Annotated in this window: 13 protein-coding genes; 3 read left to right on the forward strand and 10 right to left on the reverse strand. The window is 70.6% G+C overall.

Annotated elements, in window-relative coordinates; genetic code table 11:
- Positions 1 to 39 precede the first annotated feature (39 nt).
- The 6 genes from ABZ079_RS01630 to ABZ079_RS01655 form a co-directional block, all read right to left on the reverse strand.
- Complete coding sequence (locus ABZ079_RS01630) at positions 40 to 444, reverse strand: cytidine deaminase (RefSeq protein WP_356937351.1); 405 nt, start codon at positions 442 to 444, stop codon at positions 40 to 42.
- The gene (locus tag ABZ079_RS01635) at positions 441 to 1,727 is read right to left on the reverse strand and encodes an ABC transporter permease (RefSeq protein ID WP_356937352.1); all 1,287 of its coding nucleotides are present in this window, start codon (positions 1,725 to 1,727) and stop codon (positions 441 to 443) included. Before ABZ079_RS01635 ends, ABZ079_RS01630 begins: the two co-directional genes overlap by 4 nt.
- Positions 1,727 to 2,854 carry an ABC transporter permease gene (locus ABZ079_RS01640; protein ID WP_356937353.1) on the reverse strand — a complete coding sequence of 376 codons (1,128 nt, stop codon included), beginning with the start codon at positions 2,852 to 2,854 and terminating at the stop codon, positions 1,727 to 1,729. The genes ABZ079_RS01635 and ABZ079_RS01640 overlap by 1 nt, the downstream gene beginning before the upstream one ends.
- Positions 2,851 to 4,377, reverse strand: a complete 1,527-nt coding sequence (locus tag ABZ079_RS01645; RefSeq protein WP_356937648.1) for an ABC transporter ATP-binding protein — start codon at positions 4,375 to 4,377, stop codon at positions 2,851 to 2,853. The genes ABZ079_RS01640 and ABZ079_RS01645 overlap by 4 nt, the downstream gene beginning before the upstream one ends.
- 198 nt (positions 4,378 to 4,575) lie before the next feature.
- Positions 4,576 to 5,634 (reverse strand): BMP family ABC transporter substrate-binding protein, encoded by a 1,059-nt coding sequence (locus tag ABZ079_RS01650; RefSeq protein WP_356937354.1) that lies wholly within the window; start codon positions 5,632 to 5,634, stop codon positions 4,576 to 4,578.
- Between the two features lie 278 nt (positions 5,635 to 5,912).
- A complete protein-coding gene (locus tag ABZ079_RS01655) occupies positions 5,913 to 7,148 on the reverse strand; it encodes a M20 family metallopeptidase (protein ID WP_356937355.1) in 1,236 nt (411 codons plus the stop codon).
- 234 nt (positions 7,149 to 7,382) lie between these two features.
- On the opposite strand from ABZ079_RS01655, the gene ABZ079_RS01660 reads away from it, so the two are divergent.
- Positions 7,383 to 8,036, forward strand: coding sequence for a class I SAM-dependent methyltransferase (locus ABZ079_RS01660; protein WP_356937356.1), 654 nt, complete (start codon positions 7,383 to 7,385; stop codon positions 8,034 to 8,036).
- Between the two features lie 91 nt (positions 8,037 to 8,127).
- On the opposite strand, the gene ABZ079_RS01665 is transcribed toward ABZ079_RS01660, so the two are convergent.
- The 4 genes from ABZ079_RS01665 to ABZ079_RS01680 are packed head-to-tail and all read right to left on the reverse strand — an operon-like array spanning position 8,128 to position 12,853.
- Positions 8,128 to 9,276, reverse strand: coding sequence for a hypothetical protein (locus tag ABZ079_RS01665; protein ID WP_356937357.1), 1,149 nt, complete (start codon positions 9,274 to 9,276; stop codon positions 8,128 to 8,130).
- 35 nt (positions 9,277 to 9,311) lie between these two features.
- A complete protein-coding gene (locus tag ABZ079_RS01670; RefSeq protein WP_356937358.1) occupies positions 9,312 to 10,250 on the reverse strand; it encodes an N-acetylneuraminate synthase family protein in 939 nt (312 codons plus the stop codon).
- 12 nt (positions 10,251 to 10,262) lie between these two features.
- The gene (locus ABZ079_RS01675; RefSeq protein WP_356937359.1) at positions 10,263 to 11,492 is read right to left on the reverse strand and encodes an acylneuraminate cytidylyltransferase; all 1,230 of its coding nucleotides are present in this window, start codon (positions 11,490 to 11,492) and stop codon (positions 10,263 to 10,265) included.
- A 23-nt stretch (positions 11,493 to 11,515) separates the two neighbouring features.
- A complete protein-coding gene (locus ABZ079_RS01680; RefSeq protein WP_356937360.1) occupies positions 11,516 to 12,853 on the reverse strand; it encodes a DUF6716 putative glycosyltransferase in 1,338 nt (445 codons plus the stop codon).
- A 198-nt stretch (positions 12,854 to 13,051) separates the two neighbouring features.
- Here ABZ079_RS01680 and ABZ079_RS01685 point away from each other — a divergent pair, with 198 nt between their 5' ends.
- On the forward strand, positions 13,052 to 14,029 hold the full coding sequence (locus ABZ079_RS01685) for a glycosyltransferase family 2 protein (protein WP_356937361.1): 978 nt from the start codon (positions 13,052 to 13,054) through the stop codon (positions 14,027 to 14,029).
- Complete coding sequence (locus tag ABZ079_RS01690) at positions 14,026 to 15,360, forward strand: polysialyltransferase family glycosyltransferase (RefSeq protein WP_356937362.1); 1,335 nt, start codon at positions 14,026 to 14,028, stop codon at positions 15,358 to 15,360. The genes ABZ079_RS01685 and ABZ079_RS01690 overlap by 4 nt, the downstream gene beginning before the upstream one ends.
- The last annotated feature ends 303 nt before the right edge of the window (positions 15,361 to 15,663 follow it).

A 15,663-nucleotide genomic window follows, 5' to 3' on the forward strand; every position in this document is an offset into this window, starting at 1 on the left:
CACGGCCCCCCTGAACGGATCAGGGGGGCCGTACGGGACTTACTTGGTGAGATGGTCCGGGCCGAAGGCCTGAGGCAGCATCTCGGAGAGGGGGAGGACGCCCGCGGGGGTGTCCAGCAGCAGGCCGGGCCCGCCGAACTCGTACAGCAGCTGACGGCAGCGGCCGCACGGCACGAGCAGGGCGCCCGTGCCGTCGACGCAGGTGAAGTGCGTCAGACGGCCGCCGCCGGTGCGCTGCAGCTGGGAGACCAGGCCGCACTCGGCGCACAGGCCGAGGCCGTAGGAGGCGTTCTCGACGTTGCAGCCGGTGACCGTGCGGCCGTCGTCGACCAGGGCCGCCACGCCGACCGGGTAGCCGGAGTAGGGGGCGTAGGCGTGGGACATGGCCTCCCGCGCCTCGGCGCGCAGCGCCTCCCAGTCGAACCCGTCGGCCTGGGCCGTCACTTGCCCTGGCCCTTGCGGTACCGCATGCCGTCCGCCTTCGGCATCCGCAGGCGCTGCGCCGAGAGGGACAGCACGAGCAGGGTGACGACGTACGGGGTGGCGCCCACGAAGTCGCTCGGGACCTCGTCGGTGAGCAGGTACCAGACCAGGACCAGCGCTGCCATGACGGCGCTGATCACTCCCTGCAGGAGGGCCTTCCTGTACAGCTTCCAGCCGGCCAGCAGCACCAGCAGGGCGACCAGCAGCAGGAGCAGGGCGTGCACGGTGACACCGCCGTTGCGCAGCTGGAGGGCGTCGGAGTAGCCGAACAGGCCCGCACCCATCGCGAGGCCGCCCGGACGCCAGTTGCCGAAGATCATGGCCGCGAGGCCGATGTAGCCGCGGCCGCCGGTCTGGCCCTCCAGGTAGGTGTGGGAGGTGACCAGCGCGAGGAAGGCGCCGCCGAGGCCGGCGAGGCCGCCGGAGACGGCCACGGCCGCGTACTTGTACCGGTAGACGTTGACACCGAGCGACTCCGCGGCGATCGGGTTCTCGCCGCAGGAGCGCAGCCGCAGCCCGAACGGGGTGCGCCACAGCAGCCACCAGCTGCCGACGAACAGCACTACGGCCAGGATCGTCACCACGGACAGGTTGGTGATCAGACCACCGATGATGCCCGCGAGGTCGGAGACCAGGAACCAGTGGTGCTTCTCGATCGACGCGAGGCCGTCCGAGAGGCCGGGGATCGTCACGTGGGGCAGCGCGTCCGTCGGCGGGGACTGCTTGGGGTTGCCGCCCGCCTCCGCCGCCTTGCCGTCGGCGAAGAAGAGCTTGGCGAGGTACTGGGTGGCGCCGAGCGCGAGCAGGTTGACCGCGACACCGGAGACGATGTGGTCGACACCGAAGGTGACGGTGGCGACGGCGTGCACCAGACCGCCGAGGACACCGAAGCCGACGCCGCACAGCAGGCCGAGCCAGGGGCTGGACTGCCAGCCGATCCAGCCGGCGCCGAAGGTGCCGAGGATCATCATGCCCTCGAGGCCGATGTTGACCACGCCGGCCCGCTCGGACCACAGGCCGGCGAGTCCGGCGAGGCCGATCGGCACGGCGAGGCCGAGCGCGGCACCGACCTGTCCGGCGGAGTCGAGCTGGTTGGCTCCGGTGATGACGCGGACCGCGGCCAGGAGCAGCAGCGCACCCGCGACGATCATGAGGGTCAGGCCGAGGGAGCGGCCGGAGCGCTGGGGCGCGCCCGCCGCCTTGGGGGCCGCCGGCGGCGGCGCGTCGGTCATCGTGGCAGTCATCACGCCACCTCCTGCTTCTTCGTCGGAGCGGCCGCCTGGGCGGCGAGTTCGGCGCCGACCCGCTGCTGCTGGCGCTTCATGCCGTAGCGGCGTACGACCTCGTAGGCAATGACGACGCACAGGACGATGACGCCCTGGATGACGCCGAGGATTTCCTTGTCGTAGCCCTGGAACTCCAGGTGGTTGGTGGTGCGCTCCAGGAAGCCCCACAGCAGGGCGCCGAGCGCGATGCCGATCGGGTGGTTACGGCCGAGCAGCGCGATCGCGATGCCGGTGAAGCCGATGCCCGCCGGGAAGTCGTTGCTGAACTGATGGCTGTCGTTGAGCAGGGTCGGCATGCCGATCAGACCGGCCACCGCACCCGAGATGATCATGCTGGTGGCGATCATCTTCTTCACCCCGACACCGCTCGCCGCGGCGGCGGTCTCGGACTGGCCGACGGTGCGCAGGTCGAAGCCGAACCGGGTGCGGCCCAGTACGAACCAGTAGGCCACGCCGACGAGCACGGCGATGACGATGAAGCCCCACAGCTCACCGGCCGGGCCGGTGTCGATACCGAAGAAGTACGACGACGACGGCAGCGGCTTGGTGGAGACGAGGGTGCCCGCCTGGTCGAGCTGGCCGAGCCTCCCGGGCTGCAGCAGGTAGGCGATGATCGCGGTGGCGATCGAGTTCAGCATGATCGTCGCGATGACCTCGCTGACACCGCGGGTCACCTTGAGGATGCCGGCGATGGCCGCCCACAGGGCACCGGTCGCCATGGCGCTGATGATGATCAGCGGAATGGCGATCCAGCCGGGCACGGTCAGCGCCCCGCCGAGGACGGCGGCGATGAACGCGGCGAGCCGGTACTGGCCGTCGACACCGATGTTGAACAGGTTCATACGGAAGCCGATGGCCACCGCGACGCCCGCGAGGTAGTACGTCGTCGCCTTGTTCAGGATGTAGACCTGGCTGTCGCTGGCGAAGCCGTAGGTCACCATGTCACTGAAGGCGTCGCCTGGGTTCTTGCCGGTCGCGAGGATCACCAGGGTGGTGACGAGGAGCGCGGCGACGACCGCCAGCAGCGGCGCGGCGATCCCGAGGGCCAGCCGCTCCTTGTCGATCCGTGAGGTCAGCTTCTTCATCGCTCGTCGTCCTCTGTGTGCTCCAGGTGGCCGGTGGCCGCACCCGTCATGGCGGAGCCCAGCTCTTCGGGGGTGATCGTGGCGGGGTCGGCGTCGGCGACCAGGCGGCCGCGGTACATCACCCGCAGGGTGTCGGAGAGCCCGATCAGCTCGTCCAGGTCAGCGGAGATCAGCAGCACGGCCAGGCCCTCGCGGCGGGCCTCGCGGATGTAGTCCCAGATGGCGGCCTGGGCGCCGACGTCCACACCGCGGGTGGGGTGGGCGGCGATGAGCAGCTTGGGGTTGTGGCTCATCTCGCGGCCGACGATCAGCTTCTGCTGGTTTCCGCCGGACAGCGATGCGGCGGTGACTTCGATGCCGGGGGTGCGGACGTCGTAGGCCTCGACGATGCGCTGGGTGTCGGCGCGGGCCGCCTTGAGGTCGAGCAGTCCGCCGCGCGAGTTGGGCTTCTCGGTGACGTGGCCGAGGATGCGGTTCTCCCACAGCGGTGCTTCCAGGAGCAGGCCGTGGCGGTGGCGGTCCTCGGGGATGTAGCCGATGCCGGACTCGCGGCGGTCGCGGGTCGGGGTGTGCGAGATGTCGGTGCCGTCGAGGGTGATGACGCCGGCGTCGGGCCGGCGTATGCCCATGATGGCCTCGACCAGCTCGGACTGGCCGTTGCCCTCCACACCGGCGATGCCGAGGACCTCGCCCTTGTGGATGGTGAAGGAGATCTCGTCCAGGATGATCCGCTCGATGCCGTCGAGGTCGGTCTGCGTCAGGTGCAGGCCGTCCAGCATGAGCATCGGCACGTCCGTGACCGTGGACTCCTCGGTCTCCGGGGTGGGCAGTTCGCTGCCGACCATCAGCTCGGCGAGCTGCCTGGGGGTGGTGCCCCGCGGCTCGACGGTGCCGACGGTGGTGCCCCGCCGGATGACGGTGATCTCGTCGGCGACGGAGAGCACCTCGCCCAGCTTGTGGGAGATGAAGATGACGGTGAGGCCCTCGGCCTTCAGCTCGCGCAGGTTGTCGAAGAGGGCGTCGACCTCCTGCGGCACGAGGACGGCGGTGGGCTCGTCCAGGATGAGGGTCTTGGCGCCCCGGTAGAGGACCTTGAGGATCTCCACGCGCTGGCGGTCGGCGACGCCCAGCTCCTCGACGAGGACGTCGGGGCGGATGTTCAGGCCGTACGCGTCGGAGATCTCCTTGATCCTGGCGCGTGCCTTGCCCCCGATGCCGTGCAGCTTCTCCGCGCCGAGGACGACGTTCTCGAGGACGGTGAGGTTGTCGGCGAGCATGAAGTGCTGGTGCACCATGCCGATGCCGCGGGCGATGGCGTCGCCGGGGTTGTGGAAGACGACCCGTTCGCCGTTCACGGTGATGGTGCCCTCGTCCGGCTGCTGCATGCCGTAGAGGATCTTCATCAGGGTGGACTTGCCGGCGCCGTTCTCGCCGCACAGGGCGTGGACGGTGCCCGTGCGGACCGTGATGTCGATGTCGCGGTTGGCGACGACGCCGGGGAAACGCTTGGTGATGCCGCGCAGTTCGACGGCAGCGGGAGGGCTGGACGCGTTGATGGCGCACTCTCCTCGGGGGAAGGGGCTGCGGGGGGAGGGCAGGCGTCGGCGACGCTAGCGCGGCAACTCCGCGCTACACGCGTAGAGTTGACACATTGTTATGGCTCGGCGGGGGGCTCTCGGGAGGCCCCCGCGCCGAGCCTAGGTCCGACGGGACCCGTCAGGTCACGGGGTGGTCTTGACCTTGATCGAGCCGTCGACGATCTTCTTCTTCGCCGCATCCAGCTTGGCCTGGACGTCGTCGATGAAGCCACCGCTGGTGGACAGCGAGACACCGTTCTTGGCGAGCGAGTAGGTGTTGGTGCCGGTCAGCGGCTTGCCGTCGTGCACGGACTTGACGAAGTCGTAGACACCGACGTCGACGTTCTTGACCATCGAGGTCAGGATCGACTTCTTGTACTTGGCCAGACCCGGGATGTTGTACTGGTCCGAGTCCACGCCGATGCCCCAGGCGCCCTTGACGCCGCTGACGGCCTCGATCGCGCCGTTGCCGGAGGAGCCGGCCGCCGTGTAGATGACGTCGGCGCCGTTGTCGAGCATGCCCTGCGCGGCTTCCTTGCCCTTGTCGGGGCTGGCGAAGCCGGAGGTGTCCGAGCCGTGCGACAGGTACTGCGTGTCGACCTTGACCTTCGCCTTGGTGTCCTTGACACCCTGGACGAAGCCCGCCTCGAACTTCTTGATCAGCGGGACGTCGACGCCGCCGATGAAGCCGACGTGGTTCTTCTTGGTCTTCAGCGCCGCGGCGACACCGGCCAGGTAGGAGCCCTGCTCCTCGGTGAAGGTGATGCTGTCGACGTTCTTGGCGTCCACCACCGAGTCGACGATGCCGAAGTTGGTCTTCGGGAACTTCGGGGCGACCTTGGCCATGGAGGCGGCGTAGGCGTAACCGACACCGATGATCGGGTTGTAACCGGCCTGGGCCAGGTCGGACAGGCGCTGCTCGCGGTCGGCCTCGGTGTCCGAGGTCTTCGCGGTCAGCTCCTTGATGTCGCCGCCGAACTCGCCCTTGGCCTTGTCGGCACCGCGCGCGGCGGAGTCGTTGAAGGAACGGTCACCACGGCCACCGACGTCGAAGGCGAGACCGATCTTGACGCCCTTGCCGCCGCCCGCGGAGGAGGACGGGCTGGCCTCGTTGTCGGAGGAGGTGCTGCCACAGGCAGTGGCAGTCAGTGCGAGTGCTGCGGACGCGATACACGCAGCGGAAAGCTTGGCTACCCGGCGCACGGGAAGGCTCCTTCACCTGACCTGAGCGCCATGTCGGCGCTTGATGTGAGCACCATGCCAGTGCTCGAGCCGGGACGCCCCGTCGGCGTCGGCTTCGCGGCATCGTAACGCGCGTAGATGTCGCAAAAAACCCTCTCGCGAAGCCGTTATCGATTCGAGGCAAACAGGGCCTGAACTCGGTCTCGAAGGCTTCTCACACCGCTGTTGCGCACAGTGCGCGAATGGCTTGTATCCGTGTTGCGCCAGTCAGGGGAACGGCCCCCGCAGGGGCCGCTCGCTCAGCCCTGCACCGCGTTCGGCTCCAGGAAGGCCGCCGCCGTGAACATCTCCACCCCGACCTTGATCGCGTACTCGTCCGCGTCGAAGTCGCCCTGGTGCAGGTCGCGCACCGTGCGCTCACCGGGGCGGCGTACGCCGAGCCGGGCCATCGCGCCGGGCACGTGCTCCTGGTACCAGGAGAAGTCCTCGCCGCCGAGGCTCTGCTCGGTGGTCTCGACGGACTTCATGCCGCGCCGGGTGACCATGGCGCGGCGCAGCAGCTCGGTGGACTCCCGGTCGTTGACGACGGGCGGCACCCCGCGCACGTAGTTGATCTCGGACTTGGCCCGGTGCAGGGTCGCGACCTCGTCGATCGCCGCGTGCACGATGTCGGGGGCCTCCCGCCAGGCCTCCAGGTCCAGGCAGCGCACGGTGCCGGACAGCTCGGCGTGCTGCGGGATCACGTTCGGGGCGTGGCCCGCCTCGATCCGGCCCCAGGTGAGGGCGAGTCCGGCCCGGGTGTCGACGCGGCGGGCGATCAGCGCGGGCACGTCGACGGCGACGCGGGCGGCGGCGGTGACCAGGTCGGTGGTCAGATGGGGGCGGGCGGTGTGCCCTCCGGGCCCGTCCAGGGCGATCTCCAGCCGGTCGCACGCACTGGTGATCGCCCCGTGCCGCAGCCCGACCTTCCCGGCGTCGACCCGAGGGTCACAGTGGACGGCGAGGATCCGCCCCACCCCGTCCAGCGCCCCGTCCTGGATGGCGTCCAGGGCGCCGCCGGGCAGCACCTCCTCGGCGGGCTGGAAGATCAGCCGCACCGGGCGGGACAGCAGGTCCTTGGCCTGGAGGTCGGCGAGGACGAGCCCGGCCCCGAGCACGACGGTCGTGTGCACGTCGTGACCGCACGCGTGCGCCCGGTCCGGCACGGTCGACCGGTAGGGGCAGTCGGTCTTGGTGTCCGGGATGGGCAGGGCGTCGATGTCGGCGCGCAGCGCGAGCACCGGTACGGCCGACTGCTCACCCTCCGTGAGCCCGATGTCACAGACGAGTCCGGTTCCGGTGGTGAGGACGCGGGGCTTGAGCCCGGCCTGCTCCAGCCGCTCCTTGATCGCAGCGGTCGTGCGGAACTCCTGATTGCCCAGCTCGGGGTGCATGTGCAGGTCGCGGCGGAAGGCGACGAGTTCGGCGTGCAGGGACTCGCTCAGCACGCCGGGGAGCGCATCCCCCGCGAGGCCGGCCTCGGACTCTAGGGACATCAATTGCTTCACCCTCTGAAGGGTAGAACGCCCGACTGATCAACTACCCCACGATCAACAAAAGTTCAGCCCGTTAGGGGAAGAAAACCTGACCGGCGGACGCATGGCGGCGGACTTTGATGGGTAAAACCACTGTTTCCTCCTTCCACGGATACCACGCATCGCCTGAGTCACGCTCGCCATGTCCACGAACCGGACCCCAGCGCGGTTCGCGTCCCGGTAGGGTCCGCGGTCGTGAGCGACTCGACGTCGGACTTCCTGCAGACCACCCGCACCTCGTACGACGCGATGGCCAAGGACTACACGGCCGCCTTCCCCTCCGGCCTCTCCCACCCTCTGGAACGCTCGATGATCGCCGCCTTCGCCGAGCTGATCAGCGCGAACGGCCCGGCTCCCGTGGCCGACCTGGGCAGCGGCCCCGGCCATGTCACCGCGCTCCTCCACGAGAGAGGCGTCCCGGCCTTCGGCGTCGACCTCTCCCCCGCCATGGTGACCCTGGCCCGCGAGGCCCACCCGCGACTGCGCTTCCACGTGGGCTCCATGACGTCGCTGGACCTACCGGACGGCACCCTGGGCGGCATCCTCGCCCTCTACTCCACGATCCACGTCCCCGACGCCCACCTGCCGAAGGCCTTCGCGGAATTCCACCGCACCCTGGTCCCCGGCGGCCACGTCCTCCTCGCCTTCCAGACCTGCACCCACCCGGGCCACCTCCACCTGACCGAGCGCTTCGGCCACGAGATCGACCTCGACTACTACTGGCGTACACCCGAACAGGTCACGACCGCGCTGACCGAGGCGGGCCTGGACCTGGTGGCGACGGTACGACGAGAGCCGGCCGGCGAGGAAAAGCGCCCCCGGGCGTTCGTACTGGCCCGCAGGCCCTGACCCGAGAAGCACCACCCCCCTCGGCCATCCGATACCGAGCGTCCGTCACCCAACGGCGCCCATGGGCACCCCACCCGCCGCGGCTCCGGCACTAGGCCAGGCGTACCGCCGCCAGCCGGTGCACGTCTCTCGCCGTCCCCGTCACCCCCGACAGGAAGCCCTGCGCCCGCGGGGACGCGTTCTCGGTCAGCCACGACGGATCGATGTCGCACACCGCCACGCGGACACCGGTGCCGGCCAGCGCGAGCGGCAGGGTGTGGACGACCGTGGAGGGGAAGCTGAGGATCGTTCGGCCGATGGGACCGCGGCGGGCGATCAGCTCCAGGGGGAGGTCCGGGCGGACTATCTCCAGGCCGGTCTCGGCGGCCAGCCGGTGCAGCTTTCCCGCGCTCTCGCGGCGGTGGGCGAAGTAGCGGGTGGCCCCATGGGCCTTGGCCAGGCCGCGGACGGCCTCCCGGTAGCGGTCTCCGTCCACCACCCCGGTCTCCACCAGGGAGGTGCCGACCATGTCCGCGCCCTTGGTGATCCGGGGCGGCCCGAAGCGGGTCCGGGTCCAGGAGAAGTCGTTGGCCGTGACGGTGACGCCCTGCGGGATCTCCGTCACCGGCATGGAGGAGAAGACCTCGACCCGGCGGCGCGCACCGGGCGTCAGCCGGCGGCGGGCGGAGGAGGACACCGGCGCGAAGAGCAGGTCACGGGGGCCGGGGCGGCCGCCCCTGCGGTGCCAGCGGACCAGACGCTCGCCCCGGGCCAGCTGGGCGACGAACTCCATCGTGGCCGTGCCGTCGTCGACCACTATCAGATCGCGCGCCCGGGTGATGGTCAGCAGGAGCTGGACATAGCGGGAGAACGGGTCTCCCATGACGATGCGGTCGGCCCGGCGCAACGGGCCCGCCAGGCCGCCGATCGTGTGGAAGGGCGCGGTCGTACCGCCCCGCGCCTCCTCCCAGCGCACCCGGTACCCCTCGTCCCGGGCCAGGTCGGCCATGCGGCGCAGCTGGCCCCGGGTCATGGGGTCGGTCGGGGACAGGACGACGACCGTGAGATCCGCGCCGGCCGCGGGGGTCTCACCGGCCACCGTCCGCCGTACCTGCGCGGGCACGGACGGCAGGGTGTCCGGCTCCGCGCCGTGCAGGCCGTGCAGATGCGCCCACTCCAGTACGTTCAGCAGCTGAACCGGGCTCTCCACGAAGGCGAGCGTGCGGGGAGGGTGGCCGGCGTGACCGGCGCGGGGGCTCATCGGCGTATGACCGTCCCGTCGTAAGCGGCCTGGTCTCACACCGCGACCGGCTCGCCCGCCGCCGCCGCGATCTCCGCCTCGGCGACGGCGCCGGTGACGCGGCGCAGCTTCTTCATCGGGCCCAGCTCGGAGTCGTAGACCTTCTTGACGCCGTCGCCGAGGGAGGCCTCGATGGTGCGGATGTCGCGGACGAGGCGGGTGAGGCCCTGCGGCTCCACCGAAGCCGCCTGGTCGGAGCCCCACATGGCGCGGTCGAGGGTGATGTGCCGCTCGACGAAGGCGGCGCCGAGGGCGACCGCGGCGAGGGTGGTCTGCAGGCCGGTCTCGTGGCCGGAGTAGCCGATCGGGACGTTCGGGTACTCCTTCTCCAGCGTGTTGATCACACGGAGGTTCAGCTCCTCGGCCTTCGCCGGGTAGGTGGAGGTGGCGTGGCACATGAGGATGTTGTCGCTGCCCAGCACCTCGACCGCGTGGCGGATCTGCTTCGGGGTGGACATTCCGGTGGAGAGGATGACCGAGCGGCCGGTGGCGCGCAGGGCGCGCAGCAGCTCGTCGTCGGTGAGGGACGCGGAGGCGACCTTGTGGGCGGGGAGGTCGAACTTCTCCAGGAAGGCGACGGCCTCGGTGTCCCACGGGGAGGCGAACCAGTCGATCCCCTTCTCCTTGCAGTACTCGTCGATCCGGCGGTACTCGTCCTCGCCGAACTCCACGCGGTGGCGGTAGTCGATGTAGGTCATCCGGCCCCAGGGGGTGTCGCGCTCGATGTCCCACTGGTCGCGCGGGGTGCAGATCTCCGGGGTGCGCTTCTGGAACTTCACCGCGTCGCAGCCGGCCTCGGCGGCCACGTCGATCAGCTTGAAGGCGTTCTCCAGCTCACCGTTGTGGTTGATGCCGATCTCGCCGCAGATGTAGACGGGACGGCCGGGGCCGACCTCGCGCGAACCGAACGTACGCAGACGGGAGTTGGTGCTCATCGGGAGATGTCCTTACTTGGGGAGGGAATCGAGAGAGGGGCCGAGGATCCAGCTGGCGATCTCTCGGATCGCGCCGTCACCGCCGGGGACGGTGGTGACCGCGCGTGCGGCGCCGCGTACGACGTCGTGGGCGCTTCCGACCGCCACGGGCCAGCCGACGAGGGCGAAACACGGGAGGTCGTTGACGTCGTTGCCGACGTAGAGCACGCGCTCCGGCGCGATGCCCTGCTCCTCGCACCACTGCTTGAGGGCGAGGTCCTTGCGGTCGATGCCGTGCAGCACCGGGAGCTTGAGCTTCCGGGCGCGGGCGGCGACCACCGGGTTCTGTTCCGTGGACAGGATCAGCATCTTCAGGCCGCTCCTGCGCAGTGCCGCGATGCCGAGTCCGTCCCCGCGGTGCACGGAGACGAACTCCCGTCCGTCGGAGTCGATCAGCACCCGGTCGTCGGTCTGGGTGCCGTCGAAGTCCAGTACGACCGCGTCCACGTCGTCGGCGGTCGGCAGCGCGCCGGGGCGGTCCGCGTCGAAGAGCGGGGCGAGCGCCCGGGCGCGGGCCAGGTCGTGCGGGTCGTCGATCTCCAGCACCCGGGCCGGGTCGGTGCGGACCAGCTCGGTATGGCCGAAGAAGCGGTGGCCCTGCTCGCGGAAGCCGGCCGCGTCCATGGCATAGGCGGCGCCGGTCTCCAGGAAGTCCTGGGGCCGGTCCTGGCGGCGCGGGCGGTAGGACTTGTCGTGGTTGACGCCCGCCCCGCCCTCGCCCCCGACGTCGGCGTCGCGCCAGATGAAACCGTGGAAGGGGGCCACGGTGACGGCGGTGTCGGCGCCGTTCTCGACGACCGCGGCGGCCACCCCGTCGATGTCCTCCCGGACGAGGAAGGGGCTGGTGCACTGCACGAGCAGCACCGCGTCGACCGCCGAGCCGTGCAGGGCCTCGTGGGCGTCCATGGCGTGCAGGACCGCGGCCTCCGAGGTCGCCGTGTCCCCGGCGATGGCGGCCGGCCGCAGCACGACCTCGGCACCGGCCTCCCGCGCGGCGGCCGCGATGGCGTGGTCGTCGGTGGACACGACGACGTCGGTCACCAGACGGGTCGCCCGGCACTCGCGCACCGCACGCGCCACCAGCGGGACGCCGCCCACGGGCGCGAGGTTCTTCGCGGGCACGCCCTTGGAGCCGCCTCGGGCGGGGATCACCGCGAGCACCCGGCGCACCGAAGCGCCTTGGCCCGCTTCCGGGTGGGACATGAGATCTACTCCTTGGACAGAGGTCACAGCTCTCCCATCCGCCGGATCACCGGCGCGACCCGCTGCACGCCGTGCCGGTAGGCACCCCGGGCGGCCCGGCGCACGATCTGGCGGACGGGGCCGGGCGCCCTGTCGGCGGCGGGCGCGCCGGGCAGCGGGGCGCCGTCGGGGCCGAGGTGGTGGCGGGCGAGGATGCCGGGCAGGTAGCCGGGCGCGGTCTCGGGGGTGTAGTAGGGGTTCAGGGGCGGCAGGCCGCCGGGGCGGTCCAGCAGCTTGGCGATGCGCTCGCGGGCGATGTCGAACGCGGTGGCGTAGACGCCTCCCCCGGAGGGAGGACCCCCGGCGGCGACGCCCTGCCGGGCCACCCACTCCTCGTCCGCCTCCGGGCGGTGTCCGGCGTCGAGCTGGTCCCAGGAGGCGAGGCATCCGGAGCCGGTGAAGTGGTGGTTGCCGAGGACCTCGCGCACGCCCAGGTCGGTCAGGACGACCGTGGGGATACGCCGGTGCAGGGCCTCCAGCGCGGCCGTGGAACTGACCGTGACCAGCAGGTCGGTGCGGTCGAGCACCTCGCCCATGTGCCCGTACACGAGGCGGAGGTTGTCCGGCAGGTCCTTGCCCTGGACCAGCTTCTGATAGGGCAACTCCTCGATGTGCGTGGTGTGTTCACCCGGCTTGGAGCGCAGCTTCAGCAGCACCTCGCGCTCGGGGTGCCCGCGGGCGTGCCGGATCAGCCGGTCGAGGAGGTACGTACGGTCCCTGCGGTTGTCCGGCACGGACGGCTGGGCCGCGAACACCACGGTGAACGGCTCGTGTGCGCCGGTGTACGGCGTCCCGTCCAGGAAGGGCAGCGCGACCTCGGTGACCGCGGAGGCGTCGGCGCCCACCCCCTCGTACACGCCCCGGAAACGGTCCGCGTCGTGGCGGGAGTTGGCGAGGACGAGGTCCGCGCCGTGCCGCAGCAGCAGCCCGTCGGTGAGCTTCTCGTAGACGACACCGACATAGCCGGTGACGACGACGGGGCGCCGGCCGGAGCCCCAGGCGGCACGCAGCCCGTGCAGCATCGCCTGGACACTGCCGCCGACCAGGGCGAGGACGAGGATGTCGTACCGGTCTTCGGTGTCTTCGGTCATCGCGCGCAGGAACTCGACGCCGGTGACCTCGCGGAGCGAGTCCGCCTGGACGCCGACTTCCTGGAGCTGGCGGGCTGTCGGGGTGGCGCGCCCCCGCAGGAGGTAGCCGTCGAGGCGGACCTCGGCATCCGCGGGAGTGAGGCGCCTCGCGGTGAGCGCGCCCCACTTCCACCGGGTGTCGGAGTCCGCGAGGACGGCGACCCGCAGGGACTTCGTTGCACTTGCTGGCACGCCGAAGACGCTAGGAAGCCATGAAGAGGTTCCGCCCAACCCGAATGCAACAAACGGTTAACAGCACATCGCCGAATGGCGAATCGGGTCGTGATCGCACGGGAAAAAGGCCTGGTTCACAGCTTCGCCATGTGTCGTTCACCCGGCAGCCAGCAGGCCGTCAAGACGAATGACGGGCCTCGCCCTAACGTCCCTGACGTGGTCAAGCTCTCCGTCATCGTGCCGTTTTACAACGTGCGGCAATACGCGCCCGACACGCTCAGGAGCCTGAAGGCGAACGCGCGTGAGGACTTCGAATTCATTCTCGTCGACGACTGTTCCCGCGACGGGACACCAGAGATTCTCGCCCGCGCGGAGCGCGAGCTGCCGGGCGCGGTCCTGGTCCGGCACGAACGGAACGGGGGGCTGGCGACCGCGCGCAACACCGGTATCGACCGGGCGCGCGGCAGGTACCTGACCTTCCTGGACGGCGACGACTGGCTCGCCCCCGGCTACTTCCCGCGGCTGGTCGCGGCCATCGAGGGCCTGGGTTGCGACTTTCTCCGCACCGATCATGTGCAGTGCGCCGCACGGTCGCGCACTGTGCACCGGGTGCCCGTCGGCCGGCGGAACGTGGTGCTGGACCCGCGTGAGGCGATCCTGCCCGCCGACCGGTCCACCTCGGTGGACTACGCCTACGCGTGGGCGGGCGTCTACCACCGCCGGCTGGTGGACAAGGGGCTGCTGCACTTCACCGACGGGCTGCGCACGGCCGAGGACCGGCCCTGGATCTGGAAACTGCACCGGGAGGCGGAATCCTTCGCCGCGGTGAGTCTGCTCGGGGTGTTCTACCGGCGCGGGGTCGCCTCGTCACTCACTCAGATCGGTGATGTACGGCAGCTCGATTTCATTCGCGCTTTCGATCAGGTCATCGCGGAAACCGCCCAGGACCCGGCGGCCGACGCGCTGCTGCCGAAGGCCGTCCGCACCTACTGCGCGATCATTTCCCATCATCTGGGATCCGTCGAAAGGTTCGAGCCGGCGGTGGCGAAGAAACTGAAATCCCTGAGTGCCGCCGCCCTGCGGCGCATGCCGCAGGACGTGCTGGACGCGGCGCTGGACTCCATGGACCTCCAGCGCGCCACCAGGCTGCGCCGGCTGCGCCGCCGTCCCGCCCCCGCGGGGGCCGCCGCGTGACCACCCAGATCTTCCAGGCGTCGACGCTGTACGGCACGGCCACGCTCGCCGCCGCCCTGGACTCCGGCTGTTTCCGCCCGGCCGACCGGCGGAGCCTGCTGGTCTGCAACAGCGCCGCCACCCCCGAGACCACGCCCGGACTGGACGAGATGTCCGGCTTCGAGCGGCTGCGCGACCGGTTCGACGACGTGGTGTCGTACAACGCGGCGATCTTCCCGTTCCACCCGGGCGGCTGGGCACCCCGCAGGGACGATCTGCCCCTCTGGGAGCGGTATCTGCGCCACGAGTGGCACCTGGGCGACGACGACGTGGAGTTGGCCGTCGAGTCCATCCAGGTCAATCCGTCGCTCGGCCTCGCGCAGATCTTCACCGGCGCCCCGGTCACCGTCTACGCCGACGGTCTGATGAGCTACGGCCCGACCCGCAACAAGATCGACCCGCTGGTCGGCACCCGCGTGGACCGGGTGCTCCACCTGGATCTGGTGCCGGGTCTGGAGCCGCTGCTGCTCACCGAGTTCGGGGTGCCCGGTGAGGTCGTGCCGACGCCCGCCTTCACCAAGGTGCTCGCGGAACTCGTGCCGGCCGGCGATGAGTTGCCCGCGATCGAGGAGCCCGCGCTGCTGCTCGGCCAGTACCTGTCCGCGCTCGGCATCCTCTCCGCCGAGCAGGAGGAGAACCTGCATGTGCGGATGCTCCGGGGCGCGGCCGGACTCGGTCATCGCACGGTGGTGTTCAAGCCGCACCCGTCCGCTCCGGCCCGCTTCACCCGTTCCCTGGAGAAGGAGGCGGAGCAGCTGGAGGTCGAGCTGACCGTGCTCGACACGCCGGTCCTCGCCGAAGTGCTGTACCAGCGGATGCGTCCCGCGCTGGTCGTCGGATGCTTCTCCACCGCCCTGCTCACCGCCTCCGCGCTGTACGGCCTCCCGGTCGCCCGGATAGGCACCGACCTGCTGCTGGAGCGGCTGACGCCGTTCGAGAACAGCAACCGCATCCCGGTCACCATCGTCGACGCCCTGCTGCCCGAGCTGGGCGACGGCGCCGCGGTCACCGAGCAGCGCCAGGGCATGGCCGTGGAAGCACTGGGGGCGCTGGTGAGCGCGGTGGGCTTCGCGATGCAGCCGAAGATCCTGCCCGGGCTGCGCGCACAGACCGAGGCCCACCTCGCGAAGAACCTGAACGAGCGGACCCTGCGCTACTTCAAGCGCAGGCGTCTGGCGTCGCTGGCGCTGCCCGGCGGGGTACCGGCCCAGCTGTCGTTCATTCCGCGCAACGCCACGGTCCGCCGGGTGGCCCGCAAGGCGCGCAGTCTGCGCCGGGGCGTGCGTGGCTGAGTCTCACCTCCTCCTGCCCGGGGCGGCCCCGGTGCCCGTCCGCCCGGGGATGGTGATGCGCAGGCCGGCTGGTTCCCGCCGGGTGGGCGAGGTTCAGCTCGTCGCCGTAGCCGTAGCCGTAGCCGCAGCCGCTCGAGCGGGTCGTGAAGGGCCCCGCCACGCCGTCCGGCGGTGCAGCGGTCGCGCCGCCGGCCGGGGCACAGGGTCTGCACAGCCGGAACCGGGAAGGCAGGACGACGAACCTGTTAACGAACTCGGGCGCCCAGACGAACAGTTCGGGCTGTCGACCGAAGACCCGAGACG

The organism is Streptomyces sp. NPDC006314 (genome assembly GCF_040613075.1).
Classification (GTDB): Bacteria; Actinomycetota; Actinomycetes; order Streptomycetales; family Streptomycetaceae; genus Streptomyces.

Bases quoted from the DNA above. Each gene is read 5' to 3' on its own strand.
- ABZ079_RS01655 (WP_356937355.1), bottom strand. From the start codon at position 7,148: ATGTCCCTAGAGTCCGAGGCCGGCCTCGCGGGGGATGCGCTCCCCGGC.
- ABZ079_RS01640 (WP_356937353.1), bottom strand. From the start codon at position 2,854: ATGAAGAAGCTGACCTCACGGATCGACAAGGAGCGGCTGGCCCTCGGG.
- ABZ079_RS01675 (WP_356937359.1), bottom strand. From the start codon at position 11,492: ATGTCCCACCCGGAAGCGGGCCAAGGCGCTTCGGTGCGCCGGGTGCTC.
- ABZ079_RS01670 (WP_356937358.1), bottom strand. From the start codon at position 10,250: ATGAGCACCAACTCCCGTCTGCGTACGTTCGGTTCGCGCGAGGTCGGC.
- ABZ079_RS01635 (WP_356937352.1), bottom strand. From the start codon at position 1,727: ATGACTGCCACGATGACCGACGCGCCGCCGCCGGCGGCCCCCAAGGCG.
- ABZ079_RS01665 (WP_356937357.1), bottom strand. From the start codon at position 9,276: ATGAGCCCCCGCGCCGGTCACGCCGGCCACCCTCCCCGCACGCTCGCC.